The organism is Halomonas sp. HNIBRBA4712 (assembly GCF_043558675.1).
GTDB lineage: Bacteria > Pseudomonadota > Gammaproteobacteria > Pseudomonadales > Halomonadaceae > Vreelandella.
Genome location: NZ_JBIFXR010000001.1, coordinates 36,022 through 56,325 on the forward strand (window position 1 = coordinate 36,022; position 20,304 = coordinate 56,325).

The window sequence follows — 20,304 nt, forward strand, 5'->3', positions numbered from 1 at the left end:
CTAAACGGCGACCTCCAGGTGCGACTATGCGTGGGGTGTCGAGACGAACATCGCAAAAGAACAAGGCCGCAGCATGCGCAATAACCAGCCCGTCACCCAGCGTGAAGTCGAACTCGAAAGCGACGATTTTCTCGTCTCGCGCACCGATCTCGAAGGCAACATTACCTACGCCAACCCGGCATTCGTCGCGATCAGCGGTTTCGCGCGCGAGGAGCTGATCGGCGCGCCGCACAACATCATTCGCCACCCGGACATGCCGCCGGCGGCGTTCGAGAACCTGTGGCAGACCGTCAAGGGGCAGAAGACCTGGCGCGGGCTGGTCAAGAACCGCTGTAAAAGCGGCGATCACTACTGGGTCGAGGCGAGCGTGACGCCGATCATCGAAAACGATGAGGTAGTGGGCTACGCCTCGGTGCGCGTGCAGGCCAGCCGCGAGGCGATCGCTCACGCCGAGAGCGTTTATGCCGAGTTTTCCGCCGGGCGCGGCGCGAAGGCGTTCTACCTGGATCAGGGGCTCATTCGTCGGCGCGGCATGGCCCAGCGATTGAAGCGTCTGCGCCCGGATACGCTGCGCGCCAAACTCGTCGGCATGATCGTGATCGGCAGCGCCCTGCTGCTGGCCAGCGGGGGCATCGGGCTATTTGGCCTTCATACCGCCGGCGAGCGGCTGACCCAGCTCGACCGCGACGGCCTGCGCGACGTCATTCGCCTTCAGCGTATCGATCAAAGCATCGCCCAGGCGCGCCAGTCGCTGGTGGAGCCCGGGCGCATGGCGCTCGTTGGCCAGCGCTTCGAGGTGAGCGAGTCGATCGAGCAGCGCGCCGAGTCGATCGACCAGACCTGGCAGGCCTACCTCGGACGCGAGATCAACGCCACGCCGCTGGCGGCCACCTTCGATAGCCGTCTGCAGGCGTTTTTGAACGAGGGGTTGGGGCGCGCCGCGGAGCTTCTGCAGTCCGAGGAGGTGCTCGATGTACTGACCGGTCTGGACGACATCACCGCGCTCATGAACAGCGAAGGGCGCGAGCTCTCCCAACTGGTCAACGATCTGATCGCGCAGAAACAGGACGCCGCCGAGGCCATGGCCGACGACGCCGGACAGGCGCAGCTCGCCATGCTCGCCACCCAGGCCAGCGTGCTGGGGATCGGGCTGTTGGCGCTGATTCTGCTGGGCACGGTGATTCTGCGCTCGATTCTCAAGCCGCTTAACGACGCCTCGCGCTTCACGCTCCAGATCGCCGGCGGCAACCTGGCGGCCCGCGCGCCGGCGATGCGCCGCGATGAGATCGGCCATCTGCTGGGCTCGCTGAACACCATGCGCAAGAGCCTTGGCAGCATCATCGGCGACGTCAAGGAAGGGGTCGAGGTGGTCACGCCGGCGGCGCGCTCCATCGCCAGCGGCAACGAGGAGCTGGCGGCGCGCACCGAGCAGCAGGCCGCCTCGCTGACCCAGACCGCCTCGAGCATGGAGGAGATGACCGCCACCGTCCGCCAGAACAGCGACAACGCGCAGAAAGCGCGTCGGCTGGCCGACAGCAACGCCGAGCGGGTCGGCGACACCGGCGAGCTGATGAGCCAGCTGGTCAGCAACATGCAGCGCATCACCCAAAGCTCGCAGAAGATGACCGATATCATCGACACCATCGATGCCATCGCGTTTCAGACCAATATTCTGGCGCTCAACGCCTCCGTCGAGGCGGCGCGGGCCGGCGAGCACGGTCGCGGCTTCGCCGTCGTCGCCGAGGAGGTGCGAAACCTCGCCGGGCGCTCCGCCGCGTCCGCCCAGGAGATTCGCGGGCTGATCGACAGCTCCCACCAGGACGTCTCGACCGGCGCCCGGCTGGTCGAGCAGGCCGAAGGCGCGATCAACGAAGTGGTCGAGGCGGCGCGTAGCGTCACCGAGATCATGCATCAGATCTCCTCGGCTTCCGAAGAGCAGAGCAGCGGCATCGGCGAGGTCAACCAGTCGGTTGCCGAAATGGACCAGGCCACGCAGCAAAACGCCGAGCGCGTGCAGCAAACCGCTCAGGCGGCGGCGGCGCTCGAGCGCCGGGCAAGCCTGCTGGCGATATCCGTCGAGGCGTTTCGCCTGCAAAGCCGGCCAATGAGTACCGGCCGAACCGAGCCGCTCGCCTCACCCCAGCGGGTGGCGCTGCCGGCCGGTGAATCAACGCCGCGACCGGCAAAACGCCAAGCCGTGACCGAACAGGAGTGGCAGGAATTTTGAACGAACCACGCATCGAGTCGGGAGAGCAGAGCCTTTGGATATCGGGCTCTCGGATCGAACGCGATCTGATTCTCACGGACGCCGACTTCTTGCGCGTCAGGGAGCTGATCTATCAGCGGGCCGGCATCGTGCTGGCCGAGCACAAGCGTGAGATGGTCTATAGCCGTCTGGCGCGACGGCTGCGCCATCACGGGGTGACGCGCTTCACCGACTATCTCACGCGACTCGAGCGCCAGCCCGACGCCCAGGAGTGGGAGGCGTTCACCAACGCGCTGACCACCAACCTGACCGCGTTCTTTCGCGAGGCACACCACTTCCCGCTGCTGGCCGAGCACGTTCGCCAGCATTCCGGGCCCGTGACCATCTGGTGCGCGGCGGCCTCGACCGGCGAGGAGCCCTACTCGATCGCCATGACGCTGCTGGAAACGCTCGGGCCGAAAGCGTCGAACGCCCGAGTGATCGCCACCGATATCGACACCGATGCGCTGGCGAAAGCGCGGGCAGGCATCTACCCCCAGGAGCAGGTGCGAAAGCTCGACGAGGCCCGGGTGAAGCGTTTTTTTCAGAAAGGGACGGGAAACCAGGCGGGCCTGGCCCGGGTGCGCCCGGAGGTGGCGGAGCTGGTGGAGTTTCATGCGCTCAACCTGCTGGCGCCGAGCTGGCCGTTCAAGGGCCCTTTCGATGCCATCTTCTGTCGCAACATCATGATCTATTTCGATAAATCGACCCAGACGAAAATTCTGTCCCGATTCGCGCCGCTGCTCAAAAGCGATGGCCTGCTGTTCGCCGGCCATTCGGAGAATTTCTCCTACATCAGCGATGCGTTCAAGCTGCGCGGGCAAACGGTTTACACCCGGAGCGCACGCCCGTGACCCCCGAAATTTCACAGAGGCTTATAGCGGTGAGTGCAATGACAGGAGGCGGCCTTTGAGTAGCGCCAAAATCAAGGTGTTGTGCGTGGACGACTCAGCGCTGATTCGCGATCTGCTCGCCACCATCATCAACGAGCAGCCGGACATGGAAGTCGTCGCCACCGCGCCGGACCCGCTGGTGGCGCGGGATCTGATCAAGCGCCACAACCCGGACGTGCTGACGCTGGACGTCGAGATGCCGCGCATGGACGGGCTCGATTTTCTCGACCGGCTGATGCGCCTGCGCCCCATGCCGGTACTGATGGTCTCGTCGCTGACCCAGAGTGGCTCGGAGATCACCCTGCGCGCCCTCGAGCTCGGCGCGCTCGACTTCGTCGCCAAGCCGAGTCTGGGCGTGAGAAGCGGCATGATGGAGTACGCCAGCGAAATCGCCGACAAGCTTCGCGCCGCCGCGCGCTCTCGCCCCTACCAGGCGCGCAAGTCGGCAAGCCCCCCAGCGGCGCTGAAGGCGCCGATGGTCTCGAGCGAAAAGCTGATCATCATCGGTGCCTCGACCGGCGGCACCGAGGCGATTCGCGCCGTGCTCGAACCGCTGCCGGCCAACTCACCGGCAATCCTGATCACCCAGCACATGCCCGGCGGCTTCACCAAATCCTTCGCCGAGCGCCTTGACCGGCTCTGCCGGATCACCGTCAAGGAAGCCACTGACGGCGAGCGGGTGCTGCCCGGTCACGCCTACATTGCCCCGGGCGGCCACCACCTGGAGCTTGCCCGCAGCGGCGCCAACTACGTGGTGCACCTGCACGACGGCGAGCCGGTCAACCGCCACCGCCCCTCGGTGGACGTGTTGTTTCACTCCGCCGCCAAATACGCCGGCAAGAACGCTATCGGCGTGATTCTCACCGGCATGGGCAAGGACGGCGCGGTAGGGCTTTTGCAGATGCGCCAGGCCGGCGCCCCGACCATTGCCCAGAACGAGCAGAGCTGCGTGGTGTTCGGCATGCCGCGTGAGGCGATCGCCGTGGGCGGTGCGACCGAGACCCTGGCGTTGAACGACATTCCCGCGCGCGTACTGGCGCTTGTCGCCGCTTCGGGCCGCGCGCAGCGGGTTTAACCCTGAAACAGCGGCATTAAACGACATCGAGAAGGATCATTCACATGGCGCGGTTTGCAAGAAATCTGAGTATTCATACGGCGGTGGTGGTGGCACTGGGCTGTTTCAGCGCGCTGGTCCTGGCGCTGATCGCACTTAATATCATGACCGACCGCTCCACCGAAAAGAACGTGAACACGCTGACCACCATCAGCCGCGAGCAGCTCAACGAACTCAATCGTGGAGATTCGCTGCTCTACCAAGGCATGCTGGCGCTGGAGATGGCCGCCAATTACCTGATGGTCGGCGAAGTCACTATGTCCCGTGATGTGAGCGAGATCGCGGCCAACCGTCTCGAGCGTTCGGAAGTGCGTTTCAACAACTTCATCAGCACACCGCGAACGCCTCAGGGCGAAGAGCTGGCCGTACCGCTGATCGAGAGCTATCAGCGCTTGCTGCCGTTGGTCAGGCAGCAGCTCGCAAGCCTCGACGAAATGGATACGGGAGGCTTCAACCAGTTGCGCGACGAGCTGCGCGAACCGCTATCAGCGTTGACCTCGAGCATCACTGCCTTCACCGAGTATGGTTTCTCAAGGGTCGACGGTATCCACGCCGATATCCAGGATCAGCGCCACCTATTCACTATCCTCTACATCGTCGCGGTACTGGTGACGCTTCTGGCCGTCTTGCTGATCTACCTCGGGTTGCGCCGCACCGTGACCTTGCCGCTCAACGACGCCGTGCGCCGACTCAACAAGATCGCCGAGGCGGATCTCACCGAGCCGCTGCCCGCGTCGGGCAACAACGAAATCGGCCGGCTGTTCACTGCCATGGGCGCCATGCAACATAACCTGACCGGGCTGGTCGGGCGGGTGCGCGGCGGTAGCCGCGAGATTCATCACGGCACCCGGGAGATCAGCCAGGGCAACAGCGATCTTTCATCGCGCACCGAGCAGCAGGCTGCCTCCATCGAAGAGACCGCGGCGAGCATGGAGCAGATGACCGCCACGGTGAAGCAGAACGCCGATAACGCGCGCCAGGCAAGCGTTCTAGCCGGCGAGGCCTCGACCACCGCCGAGCGTGGCGGCCAGGTGGTGGAGCAGGTGGTACAGACCATGCACGGCATCTCGCAAAGCTCGCAGAAGGTGGCGGACATCACCAGCGTGATCGACTCGATCGCCTTTCAAACCAACATCCTGGCGCTGAACGCCTCGGTCGAAGCGGCGCGGGCCGGGGAGCAGGGCCGAGGCTTTGCGGTCGTCGCCGGCGAGGTGCGAAACCTTGCCAGCCGCAGCGCCGACGCCGCCCGCGAGATCAAGGCGCTGATCGACACCTCGGTCACCCAGATCAGCGAGGGCTCGACGCTGGTCGAACAGGCAGGCGCCACCATGACCGACGTGGTCAGCGCCGTACGCCGGGTGACCGACATCATGGATGAGATCTCCGCGGCCTCCCAGGAGCAGAGCGACGGTATCGAGCAGGTCAGCCAGGCGGTCGGGCAGATGGACGAGGTGACCCAGCAAAACGCCGCCCTGGTGCAGCAGGCCGCCGCCGCTGCCGCCTCGCTCGAAGAGCAGGCCAGCCGTCTGGAAGAAGCGGTCGCGGTGTTCAAGGTATTGGAGGGCCAGTACGACGCCAGCGCGCGCCGCGATGCCCGGTACGTTACGCCCAAACGCGACGCCGTGCCTGCACCAAAGGCTAAACAAATCGCGCCGCGTACCGATACTACTAAACGCGAAAGCCAGCTCGAGGAGTGGGAGTCCTTCTGATTCCGCAGGATCCACTCAACGGTTACACGGCGGCTTGAAAACGGGTTTCAAGCCGCTTTCAAAAAACGTTTTACGCACGTTGTTCACATGACGAGGTAGAGAATGGCCGACAAGAACATGAGCTTTCTGGTGGTGGACGATTTTCCCACCATGCGCCGCATCGTACGCAGTCTGCTCAAGGAGCTGGGTTTCACCAACGTCGAAGAGGCCGAGGATGGCCAGGACGCGCTCAACAAGCTGCGCGCGGGCAGCTTCGAGTTCGTCGTCTCCGACTGGAACATGCCCAATCTCGACGGACTCGAGATGCTCAAGGAGATCCGCCAGGACGACGCGCTCAAGGCGCTGCCGGTGCTGATGGTGACCGCCGAGGCGAAGAAGGAGAACATCATCGCCGCCGCCCAGGCCGGTGCCAACGGCTACGTGGTCAAGCCGTTCACCGCCGCAACGCTCGAAGAGAAACTCAACAAGATTTTCGAAAAGATGGGGCAATAGGGTGCCAGGCTTCCCGCCTGGGCTCTAGAGGAGTACACCATGAGTCACAATGAGCAGTCGGGTACTCACCAGCTGCAGGACGATAACACCGAGGATCTGATTCACCGGATCGGCAAGCTCACCCGTATGCTGCGTGACAACATGCGCGAGCTGGGGCTCGACAAGGAGATCGAGAAGGCCGCGGTGGCGATTCCCGACGCCCGCGACAGGCTGCACTACGTCGCGACGATGACCGAGCAGGCCGCCGATCGCGCGCTCAACGCCATCGACCGCGCCCAGCCGCTGCAGGATCAGCTCTGTGAGCGCGCCGAAGCGCTCGACACGCGCTGGGACGAGTGGTTCGCCGCGCCTCAGGAACTCGACGAGGCGAAGGCGCTGGTCAAGGAGACCCGCGGCTACCTGGGGGAGGTGCCTACGATCACGGCGGCCACCAACAAGGAGCTGATGGAGATCATGATGGCCCAGGACTTTCAGGACCTGACCGGCCAGGTGATCAAGAAGATGATGGACGTGATCCGCGAAATCGAGCAGCAGCTGGTGCAGGTACTGATCGATAATTCGCCCAGTAGCCGGGCGCGCGACAATTTGCAAAAAGTCCAGGCTACGCCGGAGAAGAGTAACCCTCCCCGAAAGGAGGAGCTGCTCAACGGCCCGCAGGTCAACGAAAGCGCTGCGGATATCGTTACCGGCCAGGATCAGGTGGACGACTTATTGGACGAATTAGGCTTTTAATGCCCGGTTATTGAGACATTGTAAGACGTCTCGTCTGGCACACTAGTCACCTTATTCAGCCGCCCTTCGGGGCGGCTGACGTTTGGTGCGTCGTCCAGAATCAGCCGGGCCCCTCATGGCAGACAACGATAGCGATCAGGAAAAGACCGAAGAGGCCACGCCCAGGCGCAAGGAGAAGGCCCGGGAAGAGGGTCAGGTACCCCGCTCGCGCGAGTTGACCACGTTTCTTTTGCTGATGGCCGGCGTGATCGGGCTCTGGGGCATGGGGCAGATGCTCTACGCCCAGCTCGGCCTGGTGATGGAGCGGGCGTTTCTGTTCGACCGCCACCAGGCCTTCGATCCCACGCCGATGCTGACCAACGCGCTGGATCTCGGTGAGCGCACGCTGATCTCGATGGTGCCGCTGTTCGTGCTGCTTGGCGCCGTGGCGCTGGTGGCGCCGGCGCTGCTGGGCGGCTGGCTGGTGTCGGCCAAATCGATGCAGCCGAAGTTTTCCAAGCTCAACCCGATCTCGGGCGTGAAGCGCATCTTTTCGACCCAGGCACTGATCGAGCTTGCCAAGGCGATCGCCAAATCGGTGCTGGTCGGCGGCATCGCCAGCGCCTTCATCTATTTCAATATCGACCGGCTGCTGGGGCTTCCCGATCTGCCGGTCCATCAGGCGCTGGCCAGTGCCTTGAACATGGCGGCGCTGGCCGCGGCGCTGGCGATCTTTTCGCTGGTGGTGGTGATTCTGATCGACGTGCCTTTCCAGCTCTGGAGCAACGCCAAAAAGCTGCGCATGAGCAAGGAGGAGGTCAAGCGCGAGCACAAGGAGTCCGAAGGCGACCCCCACGTGAAAGGGCGCATTCGCCAGCAGCAGCAGGCGATGGCGCGCGGGCGGATGATGAGCAAGGTGCCCGAGGCCGACGTCATCATTACCAACCCGACCCACTACGCCGTCGCGCTCTCCTACCAGGAGGGGCAGATGGGCGCGCCGCGGGTGGTTGCCAAGGGCGCTGACGCGGTGGCCGCGCGCATTCGCGACGTCGCACTCGAGGCCGGCGTGCCAAGGCTCGAGGCCGCACCGCTGGCCCGGGCGCTTTATCACCACGTCGATCTTGACGCTGAGGTGCCGGAAACGCTCTACACCGCCGTGGCCGAGGTCATGGCCTGGGCGTACCGCTTGAAAAGCGTGGCGCAAGACGGTGGCGAAGCGCCGCCAACCCCCGATAACTTACCGGTTCCCGACGAGATGACCCATCCCGCCCGAGGCCCCGGTGCTTTTGAGGCACGTTCATGAAGGCGTTTAGCCAGTTGATCAGTCGACGCAACCCCTTTGGCGATGTGCCGATCAAGCTGTTGGCCGGGCCGCTCTTGATCCTCATGATCCTCGGCATGATGATCGTGCCGCTGCCGCCCTTTGCGTTGGATCTGCTGTTCACCTTCAATATTGCGCTGGCCATCATGGTGCTGCTGGTGAGCATGTTCGCCGAGAAGCCGCTCGATTTCGCCGCCTTCCCGGCGGTGCTGCTGTTCACTACGCTGCTGCGGCTATCGCTCAACGTCGCCTCGACCCGGGTGGTGCTGATGGAGGGCCACCAGGGCGGCGCCTCGGCGGGCAAGGTGATCGAGGCCTTCGGCACGTTTCTGGTCGGCGGCAACTTCGCCGTGGGTCTGGTGGTGTTCCTGATTCTGGTCATCATCAACTTCATGGTCATCACCAAGGGCGCCGGGCGTATCGCCGAGGTCGGCGCGCGCTTCACCCTCGACGCCATGCCGGGCAAGCAGATGGCGATCGACGCCGACCTGAACGCCGGGCTGATCGGTGAGGAGGACGCCAAGAAGCGCCGCGCCGAGGTCGCTCAGGAAGCCGACTTCTACGGCTCCATGGACGGTGCCAGCAAGTTCGTGCGCGGCGACGCCATGGCGGGGCTCGTCATTATGGTGGTCAACATCATCGGCGGGCTGATCATCGGCATGATGCAGCACGACATGAGCTTCGCCGACGCCGGGCGCACCTACACGCTCTTGACTATCGGCGACGGCCTGGTAGCGCAGATTCCGGCGCTGGTGATCTCCACCGCCGCCGGCGTCACGGTGTCACGGGTCAATACCGAGCAGGACGTCGGCCAGCAGATGCTCAGCCAGCTGTTCGTCAACCCCCAGGTCATGGTGCTCGCCGCCGCGGTGATGGGGCTTCTCGGCATGGTGCCGGGGATGCCCAACCTGGTGTTTCTGATCTTCACCGCGCTTCTCGGCGGGCTCGCCTGGTACCTCAAGCGCCACCAGGAGAAGGTGCTGGTCACCGAAGAGATGGCGGACGCGCCGGTACCGGTGCAGGAGACGCCGGAGGCGAGCTGGGAAGACGTGCAGCTGGTCGATACCCTGGGCCTCGAGGTCGGCCACCGGCTGATTCCGCTGGTCGACTCGCGCCAGAAGGGCGAGCTTCTGGCGCGTATCAAGAGCGTGCGCAAGAAGTTCGCCCAGGAGGTCGGCTTTCTGCCGCCGGTGGTGCACATTCGCGACAACCTCGAGCTTTCGCCCAACGCCTACGTGCTCTCGCTCAAGGGCGCCGAGATCGGGCGCGCCGAGGCGCAGCCGGGCAAGTGGCTGGCGATCAACCCAGGCCAGGTCTCCGGCGAGCTTGCCGGCACGCCCACCGAGGACCCGGCCTTCGGGCTACCGGCGGTGTGGGTCGATGCAAGCCAGCGCGAGCACGCCCAGGTCTTTGGCTACACCGTGGTCGATGCCAGCACCGTGATCGCCACCCACCTCAATCACCTTTTGCACCGCCACTCGCCGGAAATGCTCGGCCGCCAGGAGGTGCAGAAGCTGCTCGACAAGCTCGGCGACGAACAGAAATCCCTGGTCGAGGAGGTCGTGCCCAAGGCGATCTCGCTCACCGTACTCCAGCGCATCCTGCAGAACCTGCTCGAAGAGGACGTCTCGATTCGCGACATGCGCACCATTCTCGACACCCTGGCCGAGTTCGCCGGTAACCAGAAGGACCCGGGCGAGCTGACCGCGCTGGTGCGCGTGAGCCTGGGCCGGGCGATCACCCAGCAGTGGTTCGCAGGTCAGGAGACGCTCAACGTCATCGGCCTGGACGCCCAGCTCGAGCAGGTGCTGATCCAGGCCATGAACGGCAACGGCGCCATGGAGCCGGGGCTGGCCGACACCCTGATGAATCAGACCCAGCAGGCGCTGGAGCGCCAGGAAGCCAGCGGCGAGCCGCCGGTGCTGGTGGTGCAGCACTCGCTGCGCCCGGTGGTCGCGCGCTTTCTGCGCCGCCGGCTGCGCCACCTGGTAGTGATGTCCCAGGCCGAGATTCCCGACGACCGGACGCTTCGAATCTCGACGCTGGTGGGCGGGTCGCGATGAGCCTTGACCGCGCCGCTTCGAACAACGCGAGAGGAGACGTATGAGCGTAAGACGCTTTGTGGGAACGAACAGCCGCGATGTCATGCGCCAGGTGCGCGCCGCGCTCGGCGACGAAGCGCTGATCGTGGCCAACCGGCGCAGTGACGACGGCGTGGAGATTCTGGCCATGGCCGACGACGCCGCGCTCGACCACGCCGAGCCGAGCCCGCCCGCGCCGGCCCCCGCCGAACACCCTTTCGATGCGCTCAGCGAACGCCTGCTGCGCGAAATGCAGGACATGCGCGCGCTGCTGTCGCGCACCCACCCCGAGTCCGCGCCGAGCACGGACGCTTCGCTCAAAGCACTGCTCGCCGGGCTCGGCTTTGGCGCCGAGCTTGGCGAGGAGTTAAGCGAGGCGCTGCCCGCTGCGCTGGCCGCGCGCGACGTTCGTGACGCGCCGGTCATGGCGTGGCTGCGCGACCAGCTGATCGCGCGGCTTGCCGTGCTCGAGCGTGAAGCGGACTTTTTCGAGCAGAGCGGAATCGTCGCGCTGGTCGGGCCCACCGGGGTGGGCAAGACCACCACCACCGCCAAGCTCGCCGCGCGGTTCGTCATGCGCCACGGTACCCGGCCGGTGGCGCTGGTCACGACCGACAGCTTTCGTATCGGCGCTCACGAGCAGCTGCGCATCTACGCCCGCCTGCTCGACACACCGATGTACGCCCTCGACCAGGAGCAGCCGATCGACGAGCTGCTCGGGCGGCTGGGCGGCAAGCAGTGGGTGATCGTCGACACCGTCGGCATGAGCCAGCGCGACCAGCGCGTGATCGAGCAGGTCGACCAGCTCCAGGGCGGTGGCTCGAAAGTGCGCCTGGTGCTGGTGCTCAACGCCGCCAGCCAACCCGACACCCTCGAGGAGGTGGTGCTGCGCTACCGTCAGGCCGCCCGCGCCGCCGGCGCGGAGCTCGACGAGTGCATCATCACCAAGCAGGACGAGGCCGGCCGGCTCGCGCCGCTTCTGGATATCGTCATGCGCCATGGCCTGCGCGTGCTGTTCTGCTCCCACGGCCAGCGGGTGCCGGAGGACATGGCGCTGGCCGACCCGGCGACGCTGGTCGATCAGGCGCTGGCCGCCGCGATGCCCACCGCTACCGCGCCCCAGGCCTGGGCTGTCGATACGCTGTCGCCGCGCTGGTCAAGAGACGTGCTGGGCCAGGGGCGGCGGCTGAGCCTGCTGCTGGCCGGGCTGCGAAAGCGCGTGGCCGGCTTTGCGCTGCTCGAGGCGGCCTGGGACATCGCCGCGCTGCCCGGTGTGCTGCACGACCGGCGCCTGGAGGCGCTGGCAGATCGCGCCCGGGAGCAGAACGCGCTGGGCGTGGCGTGGTCGCCGCGGCGGGCCGAGCGCGGCGTGGCCTGGGCGATGCCGGATATGGCGCTCGACGCCGACGGCCGGCTCTGCGCGCTGACGCTGTTGCAACACCGCCAGAACGCCGGCTGGCAAGCGCGCATCGAGGCCCAGCACCAGGCCGCGGTGCATCTGCTGCCGACCCTGGCCGAGGCTGACACGCTGGACGCGCTGGAAGCCGAACGTTTGACCTGGATCAGCCGCGTCAGCGGCAGTCAGCGGGTAGAGTGGCAGGGTGAGCGCCACGCGCTGACGGCGCTGTTCGCCGATAGCGCCCTTGCCCACCGCGAGGCCGTGCGCTTTCGCGGCCAAACGCTTGAACTCTACAGCGCCCACGCCGAGGTCGATGATCGCGAAGGGCGCCGCTTGATCGCCTGGGTGGGGGAGCTTCGCGACCCGGAAACCGCCCAGCGCGTGGCGCGGCGCTACTGGCTGACCCCGGCCCGGCTCGGCACCGAAACGTTTTCGCTGCTGGTGACCCAGCTGCAAAGTGAAGGCGCGACCGCGCTGACCAAACGCGCCTGGCAGACGCTGAAGGAGGCCGACGGCGGCGAGGTGAGCGTGCCGCTGCGCCTTCTAATGGCCAGCGGCGCGGCGGCAGTCGCGACTCACCTGGACAACGCCGAGGATGAGCAGGCGCAGGCGCTCAGACAGCAGCTGCTGCGCCTGGCGCGTACCTCGCGCAAGCGCCGCGACGCGGCGCTGCTGGAGGCGCTTTTGCACACCCTGATGACTCGTGACGCCATCCGCCAGCTCGGCAGCGTCAGCCGCGAGGCCCTGGCGTGAGTGACAATGACCAGGCCGCGGGCCTGCGTCAGTGGGCGAGCCTGCGCGCCGGCGCCGCGGAAAAAAACGCCGAGGTTCAGAAGGCCGAAGCGCCCGCCCCGCGCCGGCCGCTGGCGGTGGTGGGACTGGCGTCCACCAGCCCCGAGCCGGTCAAGGCGCGGCTTTGTGAGTGGGCGGCGCTCGGCCGGCGCTGGGCGGCCACGCCGGAGAGTTGGGACATCGTGGCGGTGGACGCTACCGCGCCGCTCGACGCGCTGACCGCCCGCTACGCCCGCTGGGCGCTCTGGGTGCAAAGCGACGCCGACGCCTTCGCGCCCATGTACCGAACGCTTCGGCTTTTGCACGATAACGGCGGCCCGCATCGGCTTTTGGCGCTGCACGAACCGGGGCTGCCGCGCCGGGGGCTGCTGGAGAATCTGCAGAAAACCGCTGCGAACTACCTGAATATCGAGCTTTTGATCCTCGCCAGGTAAGTCATAATGGCCAGGTCGATTTAGCGAGGTGCGGGATGAAAAACATCGTTGCCAGACTGCTTGCCGGCTTGCTCGTGGCGTTAATCGCCGCCTCGCTGCCGCTTGCGGCGCTGGCCGGAAGCGGCAGCTGGAGCACCCAGGCGAGCGGGCTGATGGTGGCGATGAGCGACCGGGCGAGCGAAAGCCAGGCGCTTTCGCCACCGGCGCTGGCCGAGGTCCAGCGCGGGCGCATCGAGCGGGTGAACTGGCGCTTCGAGGCGCCGCCGGGCGCTGCTATTCGCGCCTGGCTTTGCCACCCGGAGCGCTGTGTGGCCCTCGACGGCCAGCGCGGAAGTGTCACCGGGCTTGCCGGGCTCTCCGCCGGGGCGCCGCTTGCGTTTCGCTTCGCGCTGGCACCCCACCAGCGCCCGGTACAGGTGAAGGGGCTTCACGTCATCGTGAACTACCAGTGACTAGCCACAGGGCACGCCGATGTATACAGCACAGGGCAGAATTCAACACAGCGAGATGATCTCCCAGCACATGCCGCTGGTGCGTCGTCAGGCGCTGGCGTTGCAGGTTCGCCTGCCCGCCAGCATCGAGCTCGATGATCTGATCCAGGCGGGCATGGTCGGTCTTCTGGAGGCGCTGGGGCGCTTCGACGCCGGCCAGGGCGCAAGCTTTGCCACCTTTGCCAGCCAGCGCATTCGCGGCGCGATGGTCGACGAGCTGCGCACCCGCGACTGGCTGCCGAGAAGCGTGCGCCGCTCGGCCCGCGCCATGGACGAAGGCATTCGCCATCTCGAGCAGAGCCTTGGGCGCGCCCCGGAAGAGAGCGAAATCGCCCGCCACCTGGAGATGCCGCTGACCGAGTACCAGCAGCTGCTCGCCGACACCAACAGCGGCCACCTGCTGCCTTTCGAGGAGCTTCTGGAAGAGGGGGGCGAGCCGATTCAGGAGGCGCAGAACGCGCCCTTCGAGGAGCTTCTGGATGGCCAGCAGCGCGACGTGCTGATCGCGGCGATCGAGGCGCTGCCGGAGCGCGAGAAGCTCTTGATGGCGCTCTACTACCAGGAAGAGCTCAACCTCAAGGAGGTCGGCGCCGTGCTGGGCGTCACCGAGTCGCGGGTGTCGCAGCTGCACAGCCAGGCCATCGGCCGGCTGCGCGCGCGCCTCTACGAGGCGGACTGAGCCGCCGTTTACCGTCCACTTCAACCGGCGAGGAGCCGTCGATGAACCCCTCTACCCTGATCGGAATAGGCGCCAGCATTCTCCTGCTGGTGAGCGTGCTGTTTTTCACCGCCGAGACCCCGGAAAGCTTCATCAACCTGCCCGGCCTTGCCATCGTGGTGACCGGTACGCTGGCGGCGACCTTCATCAGCTACCCGCTCAAGGAGGTAGTGCGGGTGGTGCGCCTGGTGGGGCTGGTGTTTCGCCGCGAGAACACCTTCGTGCGCGACGACATCGAGGAGCTGGTATCGATGGCCAGGCTCTGGTTCAAGGGCGACGTGCGCGCGGTCGAGCGCGAGCTCGAGCACACCCGCAACCCGTTTCTACGCACCGGTATCCAGCTGGTCATCGCCAATACCAAGGAAGATGAAATCTTCGACATGCTGCGCTGGCGCATCGCCCGACTCAAGGCGCGCGAGCACGCCGAGGCGCAGATCTTTCGCACCATGGCGACCTATGCCCCGGCGTTTGGCATGATCGGCACCCTGGTGGGGCTGGTCAACATGCTCGAGATAATGGACGCGGGCAATCTCGAGGTGATCGGCCCGCGCATGGCGGTAGCGCTGCTGACCACCTTCTACGGCATTTTGCTTGCCAACCTGGTGTTCAAGCCGATCGCGGTGAAGCTCGAGCGGCGCACCGAGGAGCGCCTGATCACCATGAATATGGTGCTCGAAGGTATCTCGCTGATCACCAAGCGCCGCCTGCCGTCGTTCATCGAAGAGACGCTCAATTCGTTTATCGCCAACTACCACGACGAGATCAACGACCCCCACGTGAAGCCGCGCCCGGGCGGCGGCGTAACGGCGAAAGGGTAGCGCCATGCTCAACCGCGACGCCCGCCACGCGCTGGAGTCACCGTTCACGGCAGGCGAGGGCGATGAAGGGTGGCTGACCAGCTACCTTGACGTGCTGACGCTCTTGATCACGCTGTTCGTGCTACTGCTGGCGCTGACCCCGGTAGGCGGCGACGGCGAGGCTGCACAAACCGGCGGCGGGCTTGAGCCGCTCTCTTCAGGGCTGTTACCCCGCCAGAGCGGGCTGTCGCCTGCGATGGCGGCGCTCGATATTCAGGGCGTGAGTGTGAGCCAGGGCCGCGAAGGCGTGACGCTGCGCGTTAACGACAGCCTGCTGTTCGCCAGCGGCGACGCCGAGCTGACCGCCCAGGGCGAAGACGTGCTCGAGCGGTTGGGCGAGGTGATCGACACCTTCGACGGCGAGGTGTCGGTGGAGGGGCATACCGATAACGTGCCCATTGCCACCGCGGCGTTTGCTTCCAACTGGGAGCTTTCGACCGGGCGGGCGATCGCGGTGGTGCGTCATCTCGAGGAGGACGGCGTAGCGCGAGCGCGGCTGCGCGCCGTGGGCTACGCCGATACGCGCCCACTCGAAGGCAACGACACCGCCTCGGGGCGCGCCGCCAACCGGCGCGTCGAATTCGTACTGCGCAAGCCCGCGCCCTAGGGGCGGTGTGTAAAGTCGACGAGCGTCATACAGAGCCTAAGCGCTTTCGCAGCGCCGCTGCATTTCGCTGATCGCTTGGCCTGCGCCGTCGAGCGTGAAGGTCATGGTCCAGGGCGCGCCGTCCTCCTGCTCGAAGCCGATGAAGAGCTTTTCGCCCTGGCTCATTCGCGAAAGCAGCGCCGCGAGATCGCCCAGATAGAAGTGGCTGTAGAAGCCGTCGTCGCCCTCTTCGACGATGAACTCCGCCATCGTCTCCAGCATCGGCGTCTGGTCGACGCGCAGCCGCGCCGGTACCAGCCGGGTGGTACGGCTCTCGGTTTGCGACTCGGCCAGCGTCACGCGCATTTCGAGCCAGGGCAGGTGGCAGATACCGGCGGTGGCGTTCACGCTCAGCGTGGCGTCCGAGTAGCTTTCGCTTTCCAGCGCGCGAAAGTGGCGCTTATCGCCATCCTCGAGAGTCGCGCTCTGCCAGGCGCCGAAGCGCACCTGGTCGCTGACGGGAAAGCTGGCCGCCTGGGCGCCGGCGGCGAAAGCGAGCCCCGCCGCGCCGAGCGCGAGCAGCAAGGAGAAACGGTGGATCATGGAAAAAGCGCCAAACGGTGAATGAAACAAGTCGGTCAAAACGGGCCCGGGTCAGCCGGTCTGGCCAAGCAGGGGCCGCACGTTATCGCTCAGGTAGCAGTCGTCGAACTCGCCTTCGGCGGCCAGCGCCTTGAGGTCGGGAACGTTGACATGATGGCGGTCGCGATAAACCAGCCCCGCCTCGCTGAGCGCGGTGAAGGTGCGGCTGACGTGCACCGGGCTCAGCCCCAAAACGTCAGCAAGCTGCTCCTGGGAGAGCGGCAGGCGAAACTGCCCGGTCAGATCCGGGTTGGTCTGGCTCAGGCGCACGTACATTTCATGGATGAAGTGGGCCATTTTCTGGCGCGCGCTGCGCCTTGCCAGATTTACCAGCCGCTCGGTCAGAAGCGACTGCTGGCGGCTGCTGATGGCGAACATGACCGAGGTCAGCGGAAGCGACTGGCTGAACAGATCGATCATGCGCTTGTGGGGAAAGCGGCACACCACACAGTCGGTGATGAAGCGCACGTTCTCCAGGCGCTGGGAAAAAGCGAACTCGCGAAGGCCGATGATATCGCCGGGCAGAAACACTTCCATGATGTGACGATCGCCGTTTTCCAGGTGGCGATAGGAGTAGGCCCAGCCGCTGCTCAGGGTGCAGAACTCGGTGGCGGGCTCCTTCATCTCCCATAGAAGCGAGCCGGCCTTTTGATCGACCGGACTCTCTTCCAACGAGTCAAGCAGCTGCTCTTCGTCTTTCGACAACGAATAGTAGTGGTTGAAGTGGCGAACGATACAGCTCTTTTCCTGACTCATGATTTTCTCCTCTGCTAGCCGCGCGGGCGGGCCCGGGAAGCGACGATACGTTCACACCAAACGAATGTCCTTATCGTTTTTTTATTTCTTTACTTCTTTTTTTGCAACAGCGGCCCGAGAAACTCGCCGGTGTGCGACCCCGCCTGCTTGACCAGCTGCTCCGGGGTGCCCTCGGCGATGATACGCCCGCCGCCGGAGCCGCCTTCCGGGCCAAGATCGACGATCCAGTCCGCGGTCTTGATCACGTCGAGGTTGTGCTCGATCACCACGATGGTGTTGCCGTGATCGCGCAGGCGGTGCAGCACCGTCAGAAGCTGGCGAATATCCTCGAAGTGTAGCCCCGTGGTCGGCTCGTCGAGAATGTAGAGCGTCTGGCCGGTGTCGCGCTTGGCGAGCTCCCGGGCGAGCTTGACCCGCTGCGCCTCGCCGCCGGAGAGCGTGGTCGCGCTCTGGCCCAGGCGAATATAGGAGAGCCCGACGTCCATGAGCGTCTGCAGGCGCCGGGCGATGGCCGGCACCGGGCTGAAGAACTCGAGGCCCTCCTCGACGGTCATCTCGAGCACGTCGTGGATGGTCTTGCCCTTGTAGTGGATGTCCAGGGTCTCGCGGTTGTAGCGCTTGCCCTTGCACACATCACACGGCACGTAGATGTCCGGCAGAAAGTGCATCTCTACCTTGATCATGCCCTCGCCCTGGCACGCCTCGCAGCGCCCGCCCTTGACGTTGAAGCTGAACCGGCCCGGCTTGTAGCCCCGCGAGCGCGCCTCCTGGGTGCCGGCAAAGAGCTCGCGAATCGGCGTAAAGATACCGGTGTAGGTAGCCGGGTTGGAGCGCGGCGTGCGCCCGATCGGGCTCTGGTCGATATCGATCACCTTGTCGAGCTGGTCGAGCCCTTCGATGGCCTGGTAGGGCGCCGGGGTCAAGGTGGATGCGCGGTTCAGGTCGCGCGCGGCGATCGGCATCAGGGTGCCGTTGATCAGCGTCGACTTGCCCGAGCCGGACACGCCGGTGATGGCGATGAATAGCCCCAGCGGAAGTGTGAGCGTGACGTCCTGCAGGTTGTTGCCGGTAGCGCCGCGCAGCACCAGCTGCTTTTCCGGATTGCCGGGAATGCGGTGCGGTGGCACGGCGATTTCGCGAGTGCCGCACAGGTACTGTCCGGTGAGCGAGTCCTTGTTCGCCATGATATCCGAGGGCGTGCCCTGAGCGACGATCTCGCCGCCGTGAACGCCAGCGCCGGGGCCGATATCGAGCACGTGGTCCGCGGCGCGGATAGCGTCCTCGTCGTGCTCGACCACGATCACGGTGTTACCCAGATCGCGCAGCCGCTCCAGGGTTTTCAGCAAGCGGTCGTTGTCGCGCTGGTGCAGCCCGATCGAGGGCTCGTCGAGAATGTACATCACCCCGACCAGCCCGGCGCCGATCTGGCTGGCCAAACGGATACGCTGGGCTTCACCGCCGGAGAGCGTATCGGCGCTGCGCTCCAGCGTCAGGTAGTCGAGGCCGACGTTGACCAGAAACTCGAGGCGCGAGTGGATCTCGCTGATGATCTTCTCGGCGATCTCGCCCTTGCGGCCAGGCAGCCCCAGGGTCGAGAAGTACCGCCACGCCTCGCCGATCGGCGTGCGCACGATGTCGGCGATGTTGCGATCGTCGACGAACACGTGACGCGACTCGCGGCGCAGGCGTGAGCCGTGGCAGGACGAGCAGGTCTTGACCGCGATGTACTTGGCCAGATCGTCGCGCACCATGTTCGACTCGGTTTCGCGGTAGCGGCGCTGCATGTTGGGCAGCACGCCTTCGAAGGCGTGCTCGCGGGTTACCTTGCGCCCGCGGTCGCTGACGTAGCTGAACGGCACCGGTTCATTGCCGCTGCCGTTGAGGATGATGTCGCGCTGGCGCTTTTCGAGCTCGTTCCAGGGCGTTTCGAGCTTGAAATCGAAGTGTTTGCCCAGCGCCTGGAGCTGGGTGAAATAGTAGATGTTGCGCCGGTCCCAGCCCTTGATCGCGCCTTCGGCCAGGGAGAGTTCCTCGTGGCTGATCAGCTTCTCCGGGTCGAAGAATTGCTGAACTCCGAGGCCGTCGCAGGTCGGGCAGGCGCCGGCGGGGTTGTTGAACGAGAACATGCGCGGCTCGAGCTCGGAGAGCGAGTAGCCGCACACCGGGCAGGCGAAGCGCGAGGAGAACGCAAGGTCTTCGCGCTCGCCGTCCATGAAGTGGATCATCGCCGTGCCGTCGGCCAGGTTGAGCGCGGTCTCGAAGGACTCCGCCAAACGCTGGGCGATGTCGTCGCGCACCTTGAAGCGGTCCACCACCACGCTGATGTCGTGCTTCTTGCGCTTGTCGAGCGGAGCGATGTCGTCGAGTTCGAGCACCTGGCCGTCGATCTGCACGCGCACGAAGCCCTGGGCGCGCAGCTCCGCCAGAAGCTGGAGATGCTCGCCCTTGCGGCCCTTGACCACCGGCGCGAGCAGCATCAGCTTGGTGCCTTCTTCCAGGTTCATCACCTGGTCGACCATTTGCGAGATAGTCTGGGCCTCGAGGTCCTCGCCGTGTTCCGGGCAGCGCGGCGTGCCGGCGCGGGCGAACAAAAGGCGCAGGTAGTCGTAGATCTCGGTGATCGTGCCGACGGTGGAGCGCGGGTTGTGGGAGGTGGATTTCTGCTCGATGGAAATCGCCGGCGAGAGCCCTTCGATGTGGTCGACATCGGGTTTTTCCATCATGGAAAGAAACTGGCGCGCGTAGGTGGAAAGCGACTCCACGTAGCGGCGCTGCCCTTCGGCGTACAGCGTATCGAAGGCGAGCGAGGATTTCCCCGAGCCGGAAAGGCCGGTAATCACGATCAGCTTGTCGCGCGGCAGCTCCACATCGATCTGCTTGAGGTTGTGAGTGCGGGCACCTCTGACCAGAATGCTGTCCATCAACACCTCGAATCGCGTGGCAAAAGCGCAATTATACGTTCGCCCGCCCGGTTACGGCAAAGCGGCAGAGACGCTTTGTCGCAAGGCGAGCGTTTCCAGCGTCTGGCTTAAGCGCTAGAATGGAGGGCTTTCTCGGGCGCTT

General features: G+C 65.4%; 17 protein-coding genes. 14 read left to right on the forward strand and 3 right to left on the reverse strand.

Annotated elements, in window-relative coordinates; genetic code table 11:
• The first annotated feature begins 73 nt into the window (after positions 1-73).
• From ACGK9R_RS00210 to ACGK9R_RS00275, 14 genes are all read left to right on the forward strand, one after another.
• Positions 74-2,227, forward strand: coding sequence for a methyl-accepting chemotaxis protein (locus ACGK9R_RS00210; protein ID WP_394577556.1), 2,154 nt, complete (start codon positions 74-76; stop codon positions 2,225-2,227).
• On the forward strand, positions 2,224-3,099 hold the full coding sequence (locus ACGK9R_RS00215) for a CheR family methyltransferase (RefSeq protein ID WP_394577557.1): 876 nt from the start codon (positions 2,224-2,226) through the stop codon (positions 3,097-3,099). The genes ACGK9R_RS00210 and ACGK9R_RS00215 overlap by 4 nt, the downstream gene beginning before the upstream one ends.
• Positions 3,100-3,154: 55 nt before the next feature.
• Positions 3,155-4,213, forward strand: a complete 1,059-nt coding sequence (locus ACGK9R_RS00220) for a chemotaxis response regulator protein-glutamate methylesterase (protein WP_394577558.1) — start codon at positions 3,155-3,157, stop codon at positions 4,211-4,213.
• 44 nt (positions 4,214-4,257) lie between these two features.
• Positions 4,258-5,961 (forward strand): methyl-accepting chemotaxis protein, encoded by a 1,704-nt coding sequence (locus tag ACGK9R_RS00225; RefSeq protein ID WP_394577559.1) that lies wholly within the window; start codon positions 4,258-4,260, stop codon positions 5,959-5,961.
• A 102-nt stretch (positions 5,962-6,063) separates the two neighbouring features.
• Positions 6,064-6,453 carry a chemotaxis response regulator CheY gene (gene cheY, locus ACGK9R_RS00230; protein ID WP_394577560.1) on the forward strand — a complete coding sequence of 130 codons (390 nt, stop codon included), beginning with the start codon at positions 6,064-6,066 and terminating at the stop codon, positions 6,451-6,453.
• Positions 6,454-6,492: 39 nt separating this feature from the next.
• Complete coding sequence (cheZ, locus tag ACGK9R_RS00235) at positions 6,493-7,185, forward strand: protein phosphatase CheZ (RefSeq protein ID WP_394577561.1); 693 nt, start codon at positions 6,493-6,495, stop codon at positions 7,183-7,185.
• Between the two features lie 115 nt (positions 7,186-7,300).
• Complete coding sequence (gene flhB, locus ACGK9R_RS00240) at positions 7,301-8,467, forward strand: flagellar biosynthesis protein FlhB (protein ID WP_394577562.1); 1,167 nt, start codon at positions 7,301-7,303, stop codon at positions 8,465-8,467.
• Positions 8,464-10,548, forward strand: a complete 2,085-nt coding sequence (gene flhA / locus ACGK9R_RS00245; RefSeq protein WP_394577563.1) for a flagellar biosynthesis protein FlhA — start codon at positions 8,464-8,466, stop codon at positions 10,546-10,548. Before flhB ends, flhA begins: the two co-directional genes overlap by 4 nt.
• Before the next feature lie 40 nt (positions 10,549-10,588).
• The gene (flhF, locus tag ACGK9R_RS00250; RefSeq protein WP_394577564.1) at positions 10,589-12,718 is read left to right on the forward strand and encodes a flagellar biosynthesis protein FlhF; all 2,130 of its coding nucleotides are present in this window, start codon (positions 10,589-10,591) and stop codon (positions 12,716-12,718) included.
• Positions 12,715-13,191 carry a hypothetical protein gene (locus ACGK9R_RS00255; protein ID WP_394577565.1) on the forward strand — a complete coding sequence of 159 codons (477 nt, stop codon included), beginning with the start codon at positions 12,715-12,717 and terminating at the stop codon, positions 13,189-13,191. The genes flhF and ACGK9R_RS00255 overlap by 4 nt, the downstream gene beginning before the upstream one ends.
• A gap of 35 nt (positions 13,192-13,226) precedes the next feature.
• Complete coding sequence (locus tag ACGK9R_RS00260) at positions 13,227-13,643, forward strand: flagellar protein FlhE (RefSeq protein ID WP_394577566.1); 417 nt, start codon at positions 13,227-13,229, stop codon at positions 13,641-13,643.
• Between the two features lie 19 nt (positions 13,644-13,662).
• A complete protein-coding gene (locus ACGK9R_RS00265) occupies positions 13,663-14,361 on the forward strand; it encodes an RNA polymerase sigma factor FliA (protein WP_394577567.1) in 699 nt (232 codons plus the stop codon).
• Positions 14,362-14,402: 41 nt separating this feature from the next.
• Positions 14,403-15,218, forward strand: coding sequence for a motility protein A (locus ACGK9R_RS00270; RefSeq protein ID WP_394577568.1), 816 nt, complete (start codon positions 14,403-14,405; stop codon positions 15,216-15,218).
• Between the two features lie 4 nt (positions 15,219-15,222).
• The gene (locus ACGK9R_RS00275) at positions 15,223-15,864 is read left to right on the forward strand and encodes a flagellar motor protein MotB (RefSeq protein ID WP_394577569.1); all 642 of its coding nucleotides are present in this window, start codon (positions 15,223-15,225) and stop codon (positions 15,862-15,864) included.
• Positions 15,865-15,900: 36 nt separating this feature from the next.
• Here the strand turns inward: ACGK9R_RS00275 and ACGK9R_RS00280 are convergent, their stop codons facing one another.
• The 3 genes from ACGK9R_RS00280 to uvrA form a co-directional block, all read right to left on the reverse strand.
• A complete protein-coding gene (locus ACGK9R_RS00280) occupies positions 15,901-16,446 on the reverse strand; it encodes a hypothetical protein (RefSeq protein WP_394577570.1) in 546 nt (181 codons plus the stop codon).
• Between the two features lie 51 nt (positions 16,447-16,497).
• Positions 16,498-17,241, reverse strand: coding sequence for a Crp/Fnr family transcriptional regulator (locus ACGK9R_RS00285; protein WP_394577571.1), 744 nt, complete (start codon positions 17,239-17,241; stop codon positions 16,498-16,500).
• Between the two features lie 89 nt (positions 17,242-17,330).
• Positions 17,331-20,162, reverse strand: coding sequence for an excinuclease ABC subunit UvrA (gene uvrA, locus ACGK9R_RS00290; RefSeq protein WP_394577572.1), 2,832 nt, complete (start codon positions 20,160-20,162; stop codon positions 17,331-17,333).
• Between the last annotated feature and the right edge of the window lie 142 nt (positions 20,163-20,304).